17 protein-coding genes are annotated in these 19,290 nt (G+C 43.0%); 3 read left to right on the top strand and 14 right to left on the bottom strand.

The genetic code is table 11. The annotated features are described in order from the left end of the window. Window positions 1–4: 4 nt before the first annotated feature. Window positions 5–880: a carbohydrate ABC transporter permease gene (locus ASG85_RS21750; RefSeq protein WP_057307365.1), complete on the top strand. Its 876-nt coding sequence runs from the start codon at window positions 5–7 to the stop codon at window positions 878–880. 51 nt (window positions 881–931) lie between these two features. Here ASG85_RS21750 and ASG85_RS21745 read toward each other — a convergent pair whose 3' ends face one another. The 7 genes from ASG85_RS21745 to ASG85_RS21710 form a co-directional block, all read right to left on the bottom strand. After that, on the bottom strand, window positions 932–1,783 hold the full coding sequence (locus tag ASG85_RS21745) for a CPBP family intramembrane glutamic endopeptidase (RefSeq protein ID WP_235549487.1): 852 nt from the start codon (window positions 1,781–1,783) through the stop codon (window positions 932–934). A 2-nt stretch (window positions 1,784–1,785) separates the two neighbouring features. Next, on the bottom strand, window positions 1,786–2,340 hold the full coding sequence (locus ASG85_RS21740) for a helix-turn-helix transcriptional regulator (protein WP_060647744.1): 555 nt from the start codon (window positions 2,338–2,340) through the stop codon (window positions 1,786–1,788). 175 nt (window positions 2,341–2,515) lie between these two features. Next, window positions 2,516–4,273 (bottom strand): glycoside hydrolase family 2 protein, encoded by a 1,758-nt coding sequence (locus tag ASG85_RS21735; RefSeq protein ID WP_060647743.1) that lies wholly within the window; start codon window positions 4,271–4,273, stop codon window positions 2,516–2,518. A 174-nt stretch (window positions 4,274–4,447) separates the two neighbouring features. Then, the gene (locus ASG85_RS21730) at window positions 4,448–4,726 is read right to left on the bottom strand and encodes a hypothetical protein (protein WP_057307361.1); all 279 of its coding nucleotides are present in this window, start codon (window positions 4,724–4,726) and stop codon (window positions 4,448–4,450) included. A 287-nt stretch (window positions 4,727–5,013) separates the two neighbouring features. Further along, window positions 5,014–6,213, bottom strand: a complete 1,200-nt coding sequence (locus tag ASG85_RS21720) for a Ger(x)C family spore germination protein (RefSeq protein ID WP_057307359.1) — start codon at window positions 6,211–6,213, stop codon at window positions 5,014–5,016. 18 nt (window positions 6,214–6,231) lie between these two features. Beyond that, on the bottom strand, window positions 6,232–7,800 hold the full coding sequence (locus ASG85_RS21715) for a spore germination protein (protein WP_156396720.1): 1,569 nt from the start codon (window positions 7,798–7,800) through the stop codon (window positions 6,232–6,234). Window positions 7,801–7,815: 15 nt separating this feature from the next. Further along, window positions 7,816–8,925: a GerAB/ArcD/ProY family transporter gene (locus ASG85_RS21710; RefSeq protein WP_060647742.1), complete on the bottom strand. Its 1,110-nt coding sequence runs from the start codon at window positions 8,923–8,925 to the stop codon at window positions 7,816–7,818. A gap of 133 nt (window positions 8,926–9,058) precedes the next feature. Between ASG85_RS21710 and ASG85_RS21705 the strand changes: the two genes are divergently transcribed. Beyond that, on the top strand, window positions 9,059–10,744 hold the full coding sequence (locus ASG85_RS21705; RefSeq protein ID WP_060647741.1) for a DUF2339 domain-containing protein: 1,686 nt from the start codon (window positions 9,059–9,061) through the stop codon (window positions 10,742–10,744). 638 nt (window positions 10,745–11,382) lie between these two features. Here ASG85_RS21705 and ASG85_RS21700 read toward each other — a convergent pair. From ASG85_RS21700 to ASG85_RS21670, 7 genes are all read right to left on the bottom strand, one after another. Continuing rightward, window positions 11,383–12,303, bottom strand: a complete 921-nt coding sequence (locus ASG85_RS21700; protein WP_235550194.1) for an MBL fold metallo-hydrolase — start codon at window positions 12,301–12,303, stop codon at window positions 11,383–11,385. Window positions 12,304–12,330: 27 nt separating this feature from the next. Continuing rightward, complete coding sequence (locus tag ASG85_RS21695; RefSeq protein ID WP_060647739.1) at window positions 12,331–13,359, bottom strand: ABC transporter substrate-binding protein; 1,029 nt, start codon at window positions 13,357–13,359, stop codon at window positions 12,331–12,333. 35 nt (window positions 13,360–13,394) lie between these two features. After that, the gene (locus ASG85_RS21690; protein WP_235550193.1) at window positions 13,395–14,150 is read right to left on the bottom strand and encodes an ABC transporter permease; all 756 of its coding nucleotides are present in this window, start codon (window positions 14,148–14,150) and stop codon (window positions 13,395–13,397) included. Then, window positions 14,083–14,922, bottom strand: coding sequence for an ABC transporter ATP-binding protein (locus ASG85_RS21685; protein WP_060647738.1), 840 nt, complete (start codon window positions 14,920–14,922; stop codon window positions 14,083–14,085). The genes ASG85_RS21690 and ASG85_RS21685 overlap by 68 nt, the downstream gene beginning before the upstream one ends. Before the next feature lie 26 nt (window positions 14,923–14,948). After that, complete coding sequence (locus tag ASG85_RS21680) at window positions 14,949–15,614, bottom strand: Crp/Fnr family transcriptional regulator (RefSeq protein ID WP_057307353.1); 666 nt, start codon at window positions 15,612–15,614, stop codon at window positions 14,949–14,951. Window positions 15,615–15,889: 275 nt separating this feature from the next. Next, window positions 15,890–16,705: a hypothetical protein gene (locus tag ASG85_RS21675; protein WP_060647737.1), complete on the bottom strand. Its 816-nt coding sequence runs from the start codon at window positions 16,703–16,705 to the stop codon at window positions 15,890–15,892. A gap of 118 nt (window positions 16,706–16,823) precedes the next feature. Then, window positions 16,824–17,720 (bottom strand): hypothetical protein, encoded by an 897-nt coding sequence (locus ASG85_RS21670; protein WP_060647736.1) that lies wholly within the window; start codon window positions 17,718–17,720, stop codon window positions 16,824–16,826. A gap of 276 nt (window positions 17,721–17,996) precedes the next feature. On the opposite strand from ASG85_RS21670, the gene ASG85_RS21665 reads away from it, so the two are divergent. Next, window positions 17,997–18,806, top strand: a complete 810-nt coding sequence (locus tag ASG85_RS21665) for an HAD family hydrolase (protein ID WP_060647735.1) — start codon at window positions 17,997–17,999, stop codon at window positions 18,804–18,806. Window positions 18,807–19,290: the final 484 nt, after the last annotated feature.

Raw genomic sequence — 19,290 nt, 5'->3', positions numbered from 1 at the left:
TGAGATGAAAACGAGCTATTCGGACAGATTATTCGTCACGTTAATCCACATCTTGTTGCTTATGCTTGTTGTTGTTACCCTGTATCCTCTTCTTTATGTCACCTTTGCTTCGTTTAGCGACGCTGGCCAATTGATCACGCATAAAGGGTTCCTGATTAAGCCTCTAGGCTTCAGTTTAGAAGCTTACAAAAGTGTTTTTCATAACCCTGCTATTCTAAAAGGCTACCAAAATACGTTGTTTATCCTTTTCTTCGGCGTCATTACGAACCTTATTGTTACTGCATTAGGCGCTTATGTGCTCTCTCGTAAAAATGTGATGTGGAATCGTGTCTTCATCTTCGTTGTCGTATTAACGATGTTTTTCAGCGGTGGACTTATACCGCTCTATCTGGTTGTAAAAGGTGTTGGTTTAATTGACTCGCTTTGGGCGACCATTTTGCCCTTTGCCGTCAACACATTTAATCTGATCATCATGCGTACAGCCTTCATGGCGGTCCCAGAAAGCTTGGAGGAATCTGCTAAAATGGATGGGGCCAATCATTTCGTGATTCTTTTTCGTATCATCATCCCACTCTCCATGCCTGTCATTGCCGTGATGATCTTGTACTATGCCGTTGAGAAGTGGAACGGGTGGTTCTATGCCTCTATCTTCTTGAAGGATCGTGACCTCTACCCGCTTCAGCTCACTTTGCGAGAAATATTAATAGCGAATAATACCGATTCCATGTCATCAGGGGCTAATGCAGCCGAGCAATTTCAAATAGGGGAAACGATCAAATATGCAACTATCATGATAGCCTCGGTGCCTATTCTAATCTTGTATCCCTTCGTGCAAAAGTATTTCGTCAAAGGCGTCATGATTGGCGCTGTCAAAGGGTAAAAACAAAACGCCGTTCGCCTCTTAAATGAGGTGACGGCGATTACTTTTATTCTAGACCGGTAGCTCCGGCTGTGTTGGGAAGCCATGAGGTCCTTGCCGAAGCGTTGTTCTTTTTCTTCTTTTATACATCCATAGACCGGCAAGTGCCGTTAAGACAATGGCGATAATTCCTTCCGGACTAGGCATAGCCAAATAACTAAATTCTGCTTGCACGAGTACGAACTTTTTCAGAATCAACGTATCAATGAAGGCATTTCCAGCCATGTGCATGAAGACAGCAGGCCAAACGCTTCGAGTCATCAACAGAATCTCACCGTATAGAACCGCCATGACGATTACGCCAAGCATCATGCGAGGGATATAGGTGATCATGCTTTCCGTGGTATCCACGAATAGAAATAAATAAGGAAAATGCCATACGCCCCAAATTAACCCCACGGCAATATGAACGATAAAACGATGATAACCAAGCGTATATAGCTTTGGAGCCAAATAGCCCCTCCATGCTAATTCCTCAAAAATGTTTTTGATGAGACTTGGTATAAGAGCTACACCGACTGCCGTCAAATAGTGAGAAGACATCGGGGACACATCCGTCCACCCCAAGCTTGAACTGATTCCGACAATCACCATCGTCATTAAAGGAAAGAATAACAGGCTGAATACATAGAGAAATACGTTTCCTTTGACTCGAGGTTTGATGCCGAAATCTTTCCACCCATCTCCCATCCAACTGCGCAAAACGACCATTATCAGGAGGGGAGACACAATCCAAATCAATTGCCCCAGACTCCCATTCGCATCCGTTCCAGCCTGCAAATCAACCAGTCGGCCGATCCAGCCGCAGCATAACGCAACAAGCGAGAAAATAATCACGTTCCTCAGCGTCCTGTTATCCTTCATTTTCAAGATCCCAGCTCCTCTTTTATTTTCTGCGCATACCTCTCGTACCACGCCTTCAAGAATTCATAATAATCACTTCCGAACTCCAAAGTATCCAGCCTGCTTTTCACCTTCGGGTTGTTGAGAAGCTCTTGGTTTTTGCCGAGTTGTTCCCGATTCATTTGCTGAAACATATTCAATGTGGACCGAACCGTTTCGATCTCTTTCAAGTACGCTTCGATGAGTTCTAGTTTTCTGGAATCTTCGACGTAGTTGAAGAAGAACATTTTGACAAGTGCCGGATCCCTTGGTTTGTCTAAGGCAATCGGCTCACCAGCCCAACTTAGGAATTCCTTTCCTCCTTCTTCTGTGATCGAGTAAACCTTCTTGTTCCTCCCCCCCTGACGCACCTCCGTAAGATGAACATGCCCATTCTGAACGAGTTTCTTTAATGCTGGCTGTATGCTCCCTTGGCTGGAATTATAGAAAAATCCGGTGCTTGCCTCCATGCTTTTCTTAAGATCATAGGACGACTTATCCCCGTCCAGCAGCAAACCCAGAATGATTTTGTCCTGCATGATGGACACCTCCTTTTTATTTCTACCGGATATGTCTACTAGACATATATGAAATAGATATTATTCCCTTTTTTTGCTTCTGTCAACAAAGTTACACTTTTAAACCCTACACCATCACACAAGCAAACAAGGGAACCCCCGATGGATTCCCTTGTATCTAATCATTTAACCCAGATTACTTACGATCATTAATAGCTTTAATGATTTCTACAGGAATTTTCGGCTTTCTATCATAGGTTAGAAGGCCATTAATTTCCTGCTCTACGTCAGTTAACTGCGTGTAACAGTATCCCTGTACAACACCGGAGTTTAGCAGAGGACGTATGACAGCGCGCAGCTTTTTCTCATAATCCTCGTCATTATCCGCCCCGGAATATCCCCAACCTTCCCATTCGCTTTTCTTGTAAGCAATACCGCCAAATTCGGTAACAAGAATCGGCTGATTTTGATAAGGGAAGCCTTCTACAAATAAGCGGCGATTCGCCGGCATCGCATGAACGGCTTTACCGCTAGAACTATAGCGCTCTTCCAACACATCTTCACGCCACTCATAGTCATGAATGGTAAACAGATCCGTTTTCACTAGCTCCCACCCATCGTTCGACACAACTGGACGCATCGGATCAAGCGATTTGGTCAAATGATACATGGTCAGGGCATGCTGCTGCTGCAATTTATCGATTTGAATATTAGGCACTCCCCAGCTCTCATTCAAGGGAACCCAAGCAATAATGGAAGGATGGTTGTAATCGCGATCCATAGAAGCTATCCACTCATTCGTAAATCGACTCACATACTTCTCTGTATATTCGTACGCATTAGCCGCCTCACTCCAAACGACAAGTCCGAGCTTATCGCACCAGTAGAGAAATCTAGGATCCTCCAGCTTTTGATGTTTCCGCGCACCGTTAAAGCCCATTGCCTTCGTTAACTCGACATCTTGCTTGATCGCTTCATCGCTAGGCGGCGTCAAATTGCCATCTGGGAAATAACCCTGATCCAGAACCATTTTCAAAAAATAAGGGCGGTTGTTCAAGCATAATTTACCGTCTTCGATGGATACTTTACGCATGCCGAAATAACTCGTTACCACATCTACAGCTTTATTATCAACCAGCAGCGTGAACGTGACGTCATATAAATTTGGATGCTCCGGTGTCCACCAGGCACCAAGTCCATGATCGTTGAAATCATTCAGACGAATTTTTCTCGCCCCAGAGCTGCTTCTCATCCCATACGTATCTTCAGAAACGAGTTCTCCATTAAATGAAATCTCTACTTTCAGCTGTTGCTTGGCATTTGCGTCAGAACCCTGGATAAAGAATTGGAATTCCACTTGTTTCTCATCGATATCCGGGGTAATTTTCACTTTATCCAAGTAGCCGTCGACAGATACCGCTTCCATCCATACCGTTTGCCAGATACCTGTCGTTCTTGTATAGAAAATACTTGCCGAATCCGTATGCCAATATTGCTTCCCTCTCGGCAGTGTAACATCTTTGCTATAATCAACTGCTTTGACAACCAGCTTGTTCGTTCCAGCCTGAAGCGCATCCGTGATGTCCGCATGGAAAGGGGTATGCCCGCCCTCGTGCTTAGCAACCAGCACCCCATTTACCCAAACTGAAGCTTCGTAATCCACCGCTCCAAAGTGAAGCAGAATCCGTTTATTCTGGAATGCTTCGGGCAGAGTTAGATCTCGGCGGTACCATACAACATCGTGAAACTCATTACTCCCAATGCCGCTCAATTTACTTTGAAAAGCGAATGGCACTTGAATGGTCTTAGATAACTTTCTATTCCCCAAATGCCACTTCTCTTTACTGCCCACACGATCATCATCAAATTCAAATTCCCATTCGCCATTCAGATTGATCCAGCTATCTCTAACAAATTGAGGTCTAGGGTACTCAGCTCGTGGTTGGTTCGTCATCGGTAATCATTGCCTCCATATAATTAATTTAAAAGTTAACTAAATAACATGAATAACTCTTAGATTATTATCATATCAAGCTCTCTCATTGTCAATATGCGTTATTCAATTAACTTTTAAGTTACGAAAAAAAGAACACCTCATCTCAGAGGTGTCCCGTTCCTTTTTCACATATCAATCGATGTATCCGGCAAATCCCTTTTTCATTAAATAGTCCATTTCAGCTTCCAAAATGGTATCTACCGCTAGTTCTGTCAATTTCACATCGGGTCTGCCCAGAATATGATCGATCAGTTCATCGCTATCAATATCAACTTCCCCTTTGGCATTTTCTTCTGCTTTGACAATAAAATCCTTCTCATACTTCAATACCAATTGAATTTGCTTAGGATCAGCCTTCGTTTTATCTACGATGAATTGTAATAGCTCTTGTTCATTTAATTGCTCCGTCATATGATGTCATCTCCTAATGGTTGTTTATAACTATTGTAGCACAAAACCTTATTGCAGAAGCCTGAGTATTAACTTGCTAAAAGGTTGAAAAACAAAAGTAATGAAATCTAAGGGGTTAGGCACCTTCATATGTAAACTTTGGGCAATACTTAGTACAGTACCTAATAATAATAAACAACAAACAATTACGAACTCTTTATACTTCCTTTTCTTCAGAAGCGATGGAATTTCCAGTATCGCGATAACTGTAGTTATCGAAAGTATCGCAGCAATATTCCACATTTAGATCATTCCTTTGTTTTTTGTACCAGTGAATCATTTACGGTGCCCACACGACGAATCTTCACTTTTGTATTCACATGTACGGGTAAATCAAGAAATGTCTCCTTCCAGTTGCCTTTGTTTTTGTCCCAATATTTAGGATCCGCGCGATACATCGCTTCACCAAAGCCGAAAATATCCACATCATATTTTTTGGCTTTTTGAATAGCGGAATCAACAATCTTTTCCACCTCTTTTCCCTCTATTTTCTCCAGTTCCTTCATGATTTTTGGATCCATAAGATCGATTTTGCATTGGACTTCGCCCACATTCTCTTCAAGGGAAATATCAATATCAATTTGCGGTTTGCCATTCTCCACTTTCCCTTTCATTTTCGACTTAGTTCGCACCGCTTCTACTGCTAAAATACCGCCTTTTGGGCAAGTAATATGTCCGATTGTGCTTTTAACGTTGTTTAAAATGTAATTGTATCCTTTACTTTCTTGTTCATTAAGCCAGCCGACAAGCTTATCATTTTTAAAAATTGCTACACCTGAATATTGAAGGTAAGTAGTAGGGTCTGTTCGGTTCACATGACTTAATGTATGACCTTTTCTGGGATCACCCTTGATTTGTATGCCTGTTAACACAGGATCTTTTCCCTCTGTCTGCAGATCAGAAATTAAATTATCTAATCTTACTTTTACCGTAGGCGCCCAAGTCTTTTCTGACACCTCTAATGTAGTGAACAAATTATTTGAGGGAATTTTCTCGAGGGGGGTAAGCGTTTTTAATATATGCTCAGCCGTTGTTCCTTTGGCTACGACAATATAGAAATCAGTTCGCATTTCATGATTTCTAGAAATCCCATCCAGAATAGGCGTAATGCCTTCCCTTGCCAATTCTTCGCTGATCACAAGAATCCGAAGATGAGATGAATATACCTTTCTCGGACTTTGTGTGGCTATTTTTCTTAAAGCTTCAAAGATGGTCTGGGAGGTAGCTTTAAAGGTGCTTACAGGTATAGTCACTCCCGTTCCGCCCCTTTTTGAAGCGACTGCACCAGGGTTAACTATTTGAATCGTCACCTGCACTTGATCATCTTTTTTGTCAAAACCCATACCAACCGATATGGCAAGATCATTAAGTTCACTCCGACTCCAGCATCCCGTGAGTAATACAATCATGAGGAGCAAAACAACAAACGGTATGACACATCTCCGCATTATAGATGACTCCTTTATCTAGGGCCTGGTTTCAGGCTTATTCGAAGAAGCATTGTTTTCTCGAATGTTATTTTTCTGACTGATGAGTCGAGGCCTAGTAGATAACGCCCATTGCGGCAAGCGAAATATCGTATCTTTCTGATCCGCAGAAATAAACGGTGCCACTGGAGACATATATGGAACACCGAAGGACCTTAAACTGCACAGATGAAGAACGATTGCGATAACCCCCACAGTAACGCCATACAAACCAAAGGAAGCAGCAATAAGCATTAAAAGAAATCTTAAAATCCGAATCGTAATCCCCATATTAAATGAGGGAATGACAAAATTAGCAATGGCCGTGATGGCAACTATAATCACCATCGCAGGAGACACCAAACCAGCTTCTACTGCCGCTTGACCGATGACTAGCGCTCCTACAATTGAAACAGCTTGTCCGACCGTCTTCGGTAACCTCACACCCGCTTCTCGAAGAATTTCGAACGTTATTTCCATGACGACCGCTTCGATAAAAGCTGGGAAAGGGATCCCTTCTCTTTGAGCGGCTAAACTGATCAGAAGAGTGGATGGCAGCAGTTCTTGGTGAAAGGTGGTTATGGCTATGTATAAGGAGGGAGCCAACAAAGATATAAAAAAACATATGTAACGTAGAAACCGAAGAAGTGTTGCAAAATCCGCTCGTTGGTAATAATCCTCTGCAGATTGATAAAATTGAGTGAATAACGCAGGTGCCATAAGCACAAAGGGAGTGCCATCGACAAGAATAGCAATACGCCCTTCCATTAAGCCGGCGGCGATAACATCGGGACGTTCCGTATTGTACAAAGTAGGAAAAGGGGTGTATGTTTCGTCCTGGATCAACTCTTCGATATTGTTGCTTTCAAAAATCGCATCAATATCGATGCGTCCGAGTCGAATTCTTGCTTCCTCCACTAGCTTGTCATTCACAATGCCATTCATATACATGATGGCGACCTCCGTCTTGCTCACACGTCCGATTGTCATGGATTCCATCCATAAGTTAGGGTCTTTTATTTTACGTCTGATAAGTGCGGTGTTGGTGCTTATTAGCTCGGTAAACCCTTCCCGCGGCCCCCTCACAACCGATTGGGTGGTTGGTTCTTCGACGGATCGATGCTCCCCGCCTTGTGTATTCGCTGCCAACCCCTGTACACTGCCATCCAGCAAAATAACCGTTGACCCCGATAAAATAGACTGATATAAGGATTCAAAATTGGGAATTTCGTGAACTTGACCGAGTGTGCTCATGGCATTTCTTAAAGCATTAAGCGGGAACTCACTTGAATCAACTTTTAGATTTTCGGTGAGCAGTGTTTGAATGGAAGTTGGACTAATCAGTCCATTGATGTAAATGACGCCAATATGAATCGGATCTGCTCCATTCAGAAGCATAGTCTGCATAACAATATCGTTACTATTTCCAAAATCTTTCTTGATCTTGTCAAAGTTAAGTTCTATCGACTCCTCAAGTGATTCCTTTGAGATCGTTGAGCCACTTTGATAGAGCCTTGTGTCCGTTGATCGGTTATCGTTACTCCGAAAAATTTTCTTGATGAACTCCACGGTATCCCAACCTATTCAAGTGATCTTCGTTTTTGTCATTGACTTTCGAATTGCTGAAACCCCTAAGATGAGGAGAGGGTACAGAAGTCCAATCGTTAGAGCGTAGGGGATATAAGATTTACTATCAAATTCTGCCATATAAGCAACATTCGGATATACAACGAGCGAATAAACAACCAGAAGCATTCCTGAAGGGAGAACAAGCGGGCGATAATCTTTTACATTCAAAATTTGAGCTACTCCCATAACGAAACCATAAAAATAGAAGGTTGTCTTGAAATAAACCGTTAGAAACCATATTCCCGCGATAAGAATTTCAATTCTTTCAAAAAAATCACCAATGCTTATCTGTTTGGCTAACGCATAGCTTGGAAACATTTGTCTTAAGGTCGTTTTAGTTCCCAATACCGATATACACAAAAAGGTAATAATTACTATACAAGCTCCACCTAATAATGTAGCAATTAGGAACGCTTTTTTTCCTTTTTGAAAGTTATTGACATGTGCCGGAAATACCATGAGAAGCACGATGAAGGGAAGCGCAGAAGTCCCAATAAAGGATAGGGCTGCCTTGATCAAAGGTTTACTTCCCACTGAAAATATAGGCTGCAATTTTTCAAATTGAATCTCTGGCAATAGCGTTACGACCAGAATAATAAAAAGTAATATGATCCATGGGAAAAAAATCTCTGCCGCTCGTATTAAAGTTTCGAGTCCAAGTCGTATACCCATTACAACCACCATGGCGAAAATAATATTGATGTATTGAATGGGTGTCTCAGGCATGACTTGTGTGTTCACAAAATTCCCCATATAAAACAAGACCGTGGCAGCTCCGATAAAAGAAAAGATAACAAAGAATAGGGACAGTAACTTCCCTAACCATTTTCCAAACAGTTTTTCATTATATTCAGTTAAGGTCATGTTGGGAAAATAACTACCGACCTTGTTGTATAAGCATACGATTAACAAACTTAAGCTAACCCCAATAATTGCTGCGAGCCAGGCATCTTGTTTAGCATCAGCAGCAAGCCCCGATGGAATAACTAAAATTGTAGTCCCAATCGTGTAAATCATCACAAGCACAGCAAATTGGCGTACGGATATTTTAACGTCTTTCAACATATAATTCCCTCACCTAGCGATTCCATTTATTGATACTATTCCCATATTCCCAGAAATCATTAGCAAGATATGGATTTTCTAATTGTTTCACATCGTGATTAGCATTAAAGTATAAATAAAAGGGGGGGCTTGTATGAATTTGGATTTACGCGTTGAAGCACTGGAAATGAAGGTCAAAGAACTCGAAGAACAACTGAGCATCCTGCTTAAAAAAACCACCAAGTCACAAGATCAGCAAATACATACGACGCAACCGACATTTGATCAAAAATCGCAATCCACGCAGCAGCACCGTCAGCATGAGGTGACAATACCCATCAAGCAACCGGCGCCGCCACCAAGGGATTGGGAGCATTTGATCGCTCGCGTCTGGCTGCCGCGGATTTTCATTGTCGTCTTTCTGTTAGGTGTCCTATGGGGTTTTACAGCTGCCGTTAATGCGGGGATTATCACCGAACCAGTTCGCTGCATACTGGGCGTCATCGTCGCTGGCTTCATGTATTGGCAAGGAGAAGTCCAAATTCGCCGCAAACGCATGGCTTTGGGGCAAGTGCTGCTCGGCGGATCCAGCGGGGTCCTTATTTTATCTCTTTTCGCAGCGCATATGCTATTCACATTGATTTCGCCAACACTTGCGTTCGTTCTATATGTCGTTTCTATTGCTGCAAGCGTACTTACTGCAGTCCGTCATCGCTCACAAGCACTCATGATCATTACCCTGCTCGCCGGTTATCTAGTGCCTTTTCTAGTCGACTCAGCCAAACCAAATATTTGGGTATTTGCAGGCTATGAAGGGTTATTTTCAATGGCCATGATCGTTTTATCGTTACGTTATTCCTTTCGTGGCGCTTATTTTACTGCGTTTGGAGTCCTTCATCTGCCATTACTCTTTTCAACTTTGTTCGCAGGTGACATCGGCAGCCGACCCGCGATCCTTACCGTCGTTATTTTGCAGCATTTGCTCCTCTTTGCGATTTCAATTCTCCGTTCCAAAGACAGCCTGATTGGGCAGCGAATCACATTATTCCTAAGCTTTGGCCTGCTCGCAGCGTGGACGTGCGGCCTATATGGCGGTTCCAAAGATCGTATCTTCTATGAATGGATGCTAGCGATATGGTCGCTTCTCTATAGCGGTACTTCTTACTGGCTGTATCGTCAAAAGAGAGCTTTTTCCGTTCAGCTATCCATTGCAACGTTCAGCATATTCCTTTGGCTCATCTACGTATTGCACGCGGATCAAGCCGGCTCCGCCATTCTTGTAGAGGGTGCAATTGCGCTATGTTTAGGTGCTAAATTCAAAAGCAAACTGCAGCAAATCAGCGGGGCTATCACATATTTCATTGGGATGTTATTCGTCCTAACGCATCCGATACGTGATCTATTATCATCCGAATCCTTTGCGTGGCTTATACTCGTGGCAACTATTGGCGGCTTGTATGTTTTCTACCGTGCCATACTTGAAGAAGGCCGCGCTCGAACAGAAATTAGTCTCTTCCTGCTGTGGATGGAGTTAATTCTCTTACTTGTCTATCTCACACAACTGACCAATTCCCTGACGCGAACGATCACATACGATTACCAGCATTTGATTCTTTCAGCAGTGTGGGTTGTTTACGCCATTCTACTCATTGTCTTTGGACTCATTGTCCAAAAGCCTAAAGCCAGGCTTGTGGGTATCATCTTCTTATTCGTTACCTTACTCAAAATTATTTTCATCGATTTACCTGATGTATCAACGGCCGTTCGCGCTATCCTATTCATTGGACTTGGAGCCATTGGCGTTGGTATTTCTAGATTGTTTTATAAGCGCAAGGAATAGATTTCTCGCGGAGCAAATAAGTGCAAAAACCGCGCATAACCTGGAGCGCCCGAACAAATAAGTGCGATAACCACGCTTACAGCGAGAGCTATGCGTGCCGAAGCTACCAATGTTGTAATTTCTACAACAATTCATATGCCAAAAGGCAATTTTGCAACTTTATGTTGCAGTCCGTACAACATTTCGAGCCTATTGATTGCAAAATCGCCTTTATCGGGCCCAATTGTTGTACAATATGCAACATCGAAGGGGGAATGGCGGGAAATTGGCAGCAATTGTTGCACATTCTACAACTTACTTCAACCCAGAATATAGATTCATTCATCCTGCAACCTCAAGAGAGCAAGTATGACGATGTATACCGATATAAGCCACTTCTAATGTATAACTAGGTTGGATGAGTGAATAGAAGATCTTAAACATACAATAATTCTAGTCTTAGGTAGCTCTGCAGCCTATAAAAATGGCTAAAATTGTGTATAACCTATTATGCATATCCACTATCTCACTTAGCCTAGCAAATCCATAGCTACTATCCTAAATAAGTTTAAGCTTAGTCGCTTTACCCCAATCCCAAAACAAATAGTTATATGGAAAAGCCGCCCCGAGTATTAGATCGAGGCGGCTTTCCAATATAACTATGAAAGATCAAATGCCATTAAATCTCTAGCCATCGTGATTCGACCCGAGTAGATATCCCGCATGCCTTCGGTATAATCGGCCTCGGCTTCATCATTAGCCGCAGGCGCAGGGATATGGTGGGTGAGCACCAGATGGGCAACCCTAGCTGCACGGGCAATTTCAGCGACCTCCAGCGTAGTTGAATGATACTTTGCAGGATTGGACAAGCCAATCGTCTGCTCGGGAAATTTGGCAATAAGCGCGTCCAGCCACGTTTTGTTGTAAGATTCATGCACAAGTAAATCGACACCTTGACTATGTTTGACCATATTTTCAACAGGAATCGTATCCCCCGAAATGACAACCGATTTGCCGTTGTATTCGAATTTATAAGCAATAGCTGGATAAACAGGCTTATGATCCACTTCGAACGCGGTAATTTTAACACCACCCTGGTCGTAAACAATACCCTCATTGCTTTCAAAGTATTGAATGTCCGCCCCTGCCCCGGCTGAGAAATTAACATTCACCCGAAGATTCACGTCGAAATCAAAAGACTCTCTCATTTTACCTATGATCGCTTTCGTCGTTGTTGGTCCATACACGTTCATTGGGCCTTTACGCCCTTCAAATACTCGATCCGCAATTACATGTGTTCGCCAGCTAGTAATGAATACATCGAAAAATCCAGAATTATGATCACTATGATGATGGGTAAAAAAGACATCCTTAATCCGCTGCGGCATGACTCCCGCCTTAATCAGTTGATCAACGGTTGCGCCGCCGCAATCAAACAGAAAGGTTTTATCCCCTGCGAGAATGGCGACCCCTGCTTTGGCTCTCCCATAAAAGGCCCTCGGTGTACCTGTGCCTAGTATCACTACTTTGATATGCTCATGAAAATCCGGCAATAGGTTTTCCTGTGGTTGTATGTGCAAATGAATGACCTCCTAAGTAAACAATGATTATTTTTCTTTTTTCACTTCATTCAAAAGCGTTAAATCGAGGAATTTGCTGAAGTCCAATTCTTCCGCTTTCACTTTTAAATATCCAGCATCAAATGAGGCTTTAGCCTGCTCGTTAATGTCCTCTAAGGTGATATCTTCCGTTAGTCTCAAATGATCGATGGCCGCTTTAATGAGCGCCGGATCCATCCCTTTTCCAGTTAACTGCTTTAATTCATCGCTAATCAGACCATAGGCTTTACTCGGGTTTTGCTGAATGAATTCGATACCTTGTTTGTTGGCTTTCACGGCTTTTTTGGCCAAATCACGGTGCTCTTTGAGAAATTTATCGCTCGCTACGAGAATCGTTAACGGATAATTCCCGTCTTTTGGCGGGATTTTATTCCAATCGACTAAAATCGTTCCGGAACCTTCTTGAATGATTTGTGTCCCCCAAGGTTCTGCAATTAATGTAGCATCCACTTCTTTCTGCCTTATCGCTATCAAGGTATCAGCTGGAGCACGTGTAACAATTTGTACACCGGAAGTATCTGTGGATACTTTTAATCCTTCCTGTTTCAGCAGCAAGCGAAGAGACAGATCCGGCGTGCCTCCTTTGGCGGCAACAGCCACGGTTTTACCTACGAGATCCTTAACCGATCGGATGCCAGCATCCTTACGAGCCACCAATACCGCTCCACCATTATTCGCGCCAGAGATCACCTTGATATTTTTACTTTTCAAATATTGATTAATGACCGGTCCCGGGCCAACATAACCAAGATCAATCTGATCGGTCGCAATCGCCGTTGCGAAGTCCGCTCCGTTGTCAAAAGCCGTGACTTCAATCTTGGCATTTTGGCCAAAGCCTTGTTGGAAGTAGTTATTTTGCAGTGCAACAAATCCAGGAGCATGTGTAACATTTTTCAAAATACCAATTTTCACCGTCGTACTCGCAGCGCTTGAAACTGCTTCTTTACTCTGTCCGCAAGCTGACAATAGCAGTGCTCCGGTTAATACCAAACTCATGACCCATCCTAATTTTTTCAAAATAATTCCCCCTTATTTGTTCTATGAAACGCTATTTATTTCTTAAGCTGAAAGCGAAGCACGATTTTATCCTCTAACTGTTTGAAACAAAAATGATCCGAAATTGTACCTATAACGGCGATAATAATGACCACGCACAGAATGGATGCCGTATCCCCAAGTCCGCGTCCATCCTGCAGCATTTGCCCGAGACCCACTCCCTTGGCAATAAGCTCCCCAGCTACAAGTGCCCGCCAAGCAAAGGCCCAAGCCACTCGGATTCCTGTGATCCAATGGGGAAATGCCGCCGGCAGCTGCACTTGAAAGAACAAGCGGTAACCGCTGCCTGTTCCAAGCATTTGCGCAGCTCTTAGATGAATCGGTGAGATGTTCATAATCCCTGTCCTACTCGCCATGGACATCGTCCAAGTCGCACCAATCGTTGTAATGAAAATGACGGAAGTATCATTAAGTCCAAACCAAATAATCGCAAAAGGAAGCCACGCTATACTCGGAACCGTCTGAAGGGCAACAACCACAAAGCCGAAGGTTTCGTCAAAATACCGATAACGGGCAAATAAATAGCCTAAAATCGTCCCAAGCCCAATTGAAATAGCGAATGAAATGAGCAAGCGACGTAGACTAGCTGCAATCGCGTTAAGGAGATGCCCCTGCGTAAAGCCATCATAGAAGGCTTGAAAGGTTTGCAGCGGTGAAGGAAACTTCCACCCCCACTGAAAAACCCTAAATCCCAACTCCCATATGATCAGCAGAAGAATTAGAAATAGGGTTCTTCTTAATGTTGTATTCATGGCCGAGCTCCTCTCTGACTACCTTCTCGAGCTCATCCGTCAGAGCTTCCATAATTTTATTTTCCAAGGCATGAATGAGCGGATCGCCGCTTTGATGAGGCCTTGCTGCTTGTACGGCAAATTCCTTCTTGACCCTGCCTGGCTGCGTTGCCATCACGATAACCCGATCCGACAAAATGACGGCTTCGCGAATGTTATGTGTAATAAACAGGATTGTTTTCCCTGTTTTGAGCCAGATCTCTTCCAAATCCTTCAGTAAAATAAATCGCGTTTGTTCATCTAATGCGGCAAAAGGTTCATCCATCAACAGGATGTCGGGATCCATAACGAGCGCCCTGGCAATGGCTACTCTTTGTTTCATTCCCCCGGATAGCTCGTGTGGATAACGATCGACAAACTTGCTCAAGTGAACAGCTTTAATCTGCTCAAAAGCGAGTTCATAGCGTTCTTTCTTCGATAACCCCTTTTGCTTCAAACCAAAGGCGACATTATCGAGAACCGTAAGCCAAGGAAATAGGCCGTGCTCTTGGAAAACAACGATCCGATCAGCCCCCGGGGCCGTAACCTTTTGCCCACCCACGGTAATGGTGCCGCTGCTCACTTTTTCAAACCCTGCTATCAGGTTCAAAAGTGTAGACTTCCCACAGCCTGAAGGGCCTACCACGGAGACGAATTCCCCTTTCTTAATCGTGAGCGAAACTTGATCCAACGCCGTATAGGTAGTGCCTTTCCGCTGCGAAAAGAATTTATTCACATTGTTTATCGTAATCATTTGAATACCCTCCAGACCTCTGTCCGTCATATGTCTGTGAAGAAACGGTTCGGGTGAAAAATAACGATCTTCTTTTTGGCGTAGTCGATGAGCCCTTTATCGCGCCATTTATTAAGTGTTTCTGTGACCGTTTGTCTGCTGCAGCCAATGACATAAGAGATTTCTTCATGACTGAGCGGCACCTGAACTTCAAGCTTAATGTCCGTTTGTTTGCCCAGCTGCATGAGGAACCACGCTAGCCTCCAAGCTACGGGACGGGAAATGAGCGTTTCAACCATCTTCTGTGTTTGCAGAAGTCGGCGAGCTCCTAGAACGGCTACAGAATAAGAAAACTCGGCATTCTCCTTGGCCAATTCGAGAAATTTACGCCTGTCTAGCGTAATGATTTGGCTGTCTACCAAACACTTGGCGTAACGTTTCCTGGGAATATTCGTCAAAATTTCCGCATTACCGAATACTTCTCCCTCATAGCGTAGAAATAAGGTAATCCCTTGCCCCTCTTCAGAGGATTGGGAAATCTTAATTAATCCCGAGTCAACATAATAAGCACCGCTGGGTTGATCATTCTCTTGAAATACAAACTCGTTTTTCCTGTAGGTTTGGATTGCTCCATGTTTACGAAATGCCTCAATCATGATTTCCTTGGTAGGGTCCTTCTCCTGAAGATCAGCAAGTTCATTCAATTGGTCCATATGTGAAAACCCCTTTGCCAAGTTCCTTTGACGCTATATTTTAATGTTGAGTATTCCGATGTGTTATATTTATATTACCACATGATAACGTGTTAGAATGTCGGATTCCCGACAAATACAAAAAATTCTTAGACTATGCACGTCTAAACGCAAAAAGAGACCCACAGCAACGGGCCGTGGGTCTTAAGGTAAATATATTTTAAAGGGGGTCGAGTTTTATTATAAGCCTGTTTCATTAAGCTCAGATGAATAACACATTTCTTTTTGATTACAAATTATACTTTTATGATAAAAGGAACAACGAACACTTCATTATGCTGCTGAAATTGACCCCAGATTTTGTAGATGCCACTTTTGGGAAAGTGGATAGTGAACGCTGCATCAGGTCCTGAAGCTTTAGATTCATTCGGATGCACATGGACGAACTCCTTGGCATCTGAACTTATAGCCACCACATGACCTAGACTGCCTAGATAAGGCTGCAAATCAGTTACAGGTTCTTTCGTTGCAGCATTTCTAATGGTAAAGGTCATTTTTAAATCCATCCCAGCCATCAAATGGTCGAAGGAAAGATTTACTTCTTTGTCGCCGACTATTTTCATAAGATTCGTATCAGGTAGAAGCTTCTCTTCTTTCTTTTGCTGCCCGTTAATCGTTACCCAGTGGGTTTGAATCGTCTCCCCCATGCCTTGCGGCGTAAAATCGGCGATCAGCTGATAATGGCCACCTGCCGGGAACTTTGTCTTGATTTCAAATCGACCTCCACCGACGTATTCGGGATGAAGATGGTCAAAATAGGTGAGATCCTTGCTGACAACAATCAAGTGCAGCAGCTTTTCATGCATGATGTCGAATTGATCAATCGGTTTATTCCATTTATTTTGGATGAGAATCGTCACAGATGCATCCTCATTAGGCAAATATTGCTTCGACGCGACGGAAAAATGAGCAATCGCGTCATTTTGGTGGACATGTGTTGTAGGAGATATAGTTGTAATCGGCATCCCCATCATGTCATGTTTTGAGGGCTGCGTACCGCATGCGGTTAAAAGGAGTGTCATACTCATAAGGACAATTAACGTTGTTTTCATTAGCTTTTTCTATGCACAATTGGAGCCGTGAGAATGCTTAACCCCAGTGAACAGAGCCCACAGATGAACATCGTTCCTCCCCAAAGCTCCGGCACCCAATCCAATGTATGATAAATGCTCAAATCGCAAAGTATAAGCCCCAGATTAAAACAGGAATAAGAAAGAAAACAATCTTATATCGCCAATCGCTCGCTTCCCTCTGTTTAATAGACCTAAACATCAAATCAGCAGCAATCCCGCTAATCAGTAGAATCACAATAGATCCGTATTGTGAAAAGCCATCCAGTATCGCCATTAACACCGCTTGGAAAACAAAGAAATAAGTGGCGGTACCGAATGGGAGCTTCCATCTCCTTATAACCAGCATAACAGGTAAGACTAACAGCATCGTTGTAATCAGGAAATCCACAACGGCTCTTGCGACCGCATCTTCTTCCCTAGCCATCCATAGATTTTGACGGAATGACCAAGCATACATGAGAAAGAAGGCCATGACAGCAAAGGTTAATGCAATCGAGGTCAAAGCAGGCAGCAATTGGCGAAAGGAAGGTGAGACCTTATCTTCAGCGTGACTAATCGCACGGTACGGACTGGTTAGGATCATAAGTGCACCTGTCAATAAGATCAAATGTGTTGGGCTCAGCAATGCTTCGATATTCTTCTCAATTCCAAACACCGTATGCCAATACATATCACCAAGGCCGCCTAAGAAAAAGATGATTACTCCTGCTACGCCAAGCTCGTAACCAGTCGGGATCGCCTGCACCCAAGTTGCATGATTAGCCTTAGATTTGTTCTGATAAGTCAGATAGAAAATCCACACTGCGCAAGCCAGATATCCCGAATACAAGATGGCATGCCAAGGTGTGAAAAAGGTTTCAACCGCACCATGGTTATGAGCAAAGCCGTCAATAAACAAACCAATGATAAGCCACATCCCCATCAACATCGTGATCGTATGCTTGAAATTTCCGATATTCGTTTTCGATTGCGGCACTGGTACCAGGACTGACAAACCCATCATCTCCTCAAATTTGTCTCTTTACACATATTATATGTCATAGCTAATGACATAGACAGGATAATGGATATGAGATCATGCAAGGCAGGATCTACGGCAACATTTTAACGGAATAATGGAATCAAGATTACTGTAGTGAAAACCCAGCACAATACTTTTGGTTTAGTTATTTGTTTACAATTTTTTAAATGATTTTCCCTTACTTTACGGTTGACTTCCTTTTATTTATGAAGCAAATTATGTATAGGACATAGGGGAGGATTGTGGACAATGAGACCTATCAAAGCGATTATTTTTGATTTAGACAATACGTTGCTGTGGGATGAACAAAGTATAAATGAAGCCTTTCAGGCAACCTGCCAAGCAGCCTCTGAGTCAGCCAACGTTGATCCTAAAGCACTTGAAAGTGCGGTACGAGAGTCATCTGAGCACCTATTTCGTACAATGGCCTGCTATGAATTTGCCAAAATGATTGAGGTTACTCACTTGGAAGCACTCTGGGGACGCTTCGATTCGAAAGAGCATCCATCCTTTCTTGAACTGGAACAGTTCGCCCCTATTTATCAGAAGGAATCGTGGACACAGGGCTTACTCAAATTAGGTATCGATGATCTCTTATTAGGTGAGAAGCTTGCCGAGCGATTTGCTCGTGAGCGAAGAGAGCGTCCCTTGGTTTATGAGACAACTTTCGAGGTCTTGAATGCTTTGCATCACAAGTATCAACTACTGCTAATGACGAACGGCGCTCCAGACCTGCAGCAGGAAAAAGTAGACAGCATTCCTGGTTTAGCGGCTTACTTTGATCATATTCTTATATCCGGCACCTTCGGCAAAGGGAAACCTGATCCGACTATTTTTGAGCATGCCTTGAAACTGCTTGGTACCACTGTGGAAGAATCCATCATGGTTGGCGATAATTTAGATACGGATATTAGAGGGGCGTTAGGGGTTGGCATGCGGAATGTTTGGATCAATCATCATAACCGCACGGCACCTATTCACAATCTCCCAAGTTATGAAATAGCCACATTACCTGAACTGCTGGGTATTTTGGAACCTGATAGTGTTAACGAAGGATGAAATGAGGTATGCTGCTTCAAGTGCTACACCCACCAATTGGAGCAAATAGCCCACCACGTTCTTCTAAACACTGACGTAATGCTAAATAATCCGTTTAAGGTCGCGCTACGGCTGACTCAGGAATTCCGTCGACTACAGAAGAAGTTTGTTTTTGGGTTTATGAGTTTATTAGGGTGATATTGCGTTTGTTTTGGGTTTGTGAGTTTATTAGGGCGATATTGCGTTTGTTTTGGGTTTGTGAGGTTGTTTTATATAAGAAGAATAGATGTCCGGATAGATTCTGTTGGATAATATCCAATGGAATTTCATACAGGAAGTGTTCATAGCAATTCCATTGGAGTAAATACAATGTTTTTTCCGAAAATGGCTCGTGAGTAGGCTTAATGGAATTAAACTAATTAGTAGACACACTGTAATGGAAGACCTGTATACTAAAAATATAAATAAGGTCGAGGTGTGGCATGGGAGAAACGAGAGAAAAACG

The organism is Paenibacillus sp. Soil724D2, from assembly GCF_001427935.1.
GTDB lineage: Bacteria > Bacillota > Bacilli > Paenibacillales > NBRC-103111 > Paenibacillus_E.
Note: the sequence above shows the minus strand (reverse complement) of the source record. Positions and strands in the feature narration are given on the sequence as shown.

Coding starts and splice junctions, on each gene's coding strand:
- ASG85_RS21675 (WP_060647737.1), bottom strand. CDS start 16,705: ATGAAAACAACGTTAATTGTCCTTATGAGTATGACACTCCTTTTAACC.
- ASG85_RS21690 (WP_235550193.1), bottom strand. CDS start 14,150: ATGAATACAACATTAAGAAGAACCCTATTTCTAATTCTTCTGCTGATC.
- ASG85_RS21685 (WP_060647738.1), bottom strand. CDS start 14,922: ATGATTACGATAAACAATGTGAATAAATTCTTTTCGCAGCGGAAAGGC.
- ASG85_RS21740 (WP_060647744.1), bottom strand. CDS start 2,340: ATGCAGGACAAAATCATTCTGGGTTTGCTGCTGGACGGGGATAAGTCG.
- ASG85_RS21720 (WP_057307359.1), bottom strand. CDS start 6,213: ATGCGGAGATGTGTCATACCGTTTGTTGTTTTGCTCCTCATGATTGTA.
- ASG85_RS21735 (WP_060647743.1), bottom strand. CDS start 4,273: ATGACGAACCAACCACGAGCTGAGTACCCTAGACCTCAATTTGTTAGA.
- ASG85_RS21705 (WP_060647741.1), top strand. CDS start 9,059: ATGAATTTGGATTTACGCGTTGAAGCACTGGAAATGAAGGTCAAAGAA.
- ASG85_RS21730 (WP_057307361.1), bottom strand. CDS start 4,726: ATGACGGAGCAATTAAATGAACAAGAGCTATTACAATTCATCGTAGAT.
- ASG85_RS21710 (WP_060647742.1), bottom strand. CDS start 8,925: ATGTTGAAAGACGTTAAAATATCCGTACGCCAATTTGCTGTGCTTGTG.
- ASG85_RS21750 (WP_057307365.1), top strand. CDS start 5: ATGAAAACGAGCTATTCGGACAGATTATTCGTCACGTTAATCCACATC.
- ASG85_RS21680 (WP_057307353.1), bottom strand. CDS start 15,614: ATGGACCAATTGAATGAACTTGCTGATCTTCAGGAGAAGGACCCTACC.
- ASG85_RS21745 (WP_235549487.1), bottom strand. CDS start 1,783: ATGAAGGATAACAGGACGCTGAGGAACGTGATTATTTTCTCGCTTGTT.
- ASG85_RS21665 (WP_060647735.1), top strand. CDS start 17,997: ATGAGACCTATCAAAGCGATTATTTTTGATTTAGACAATACGTTGCTG.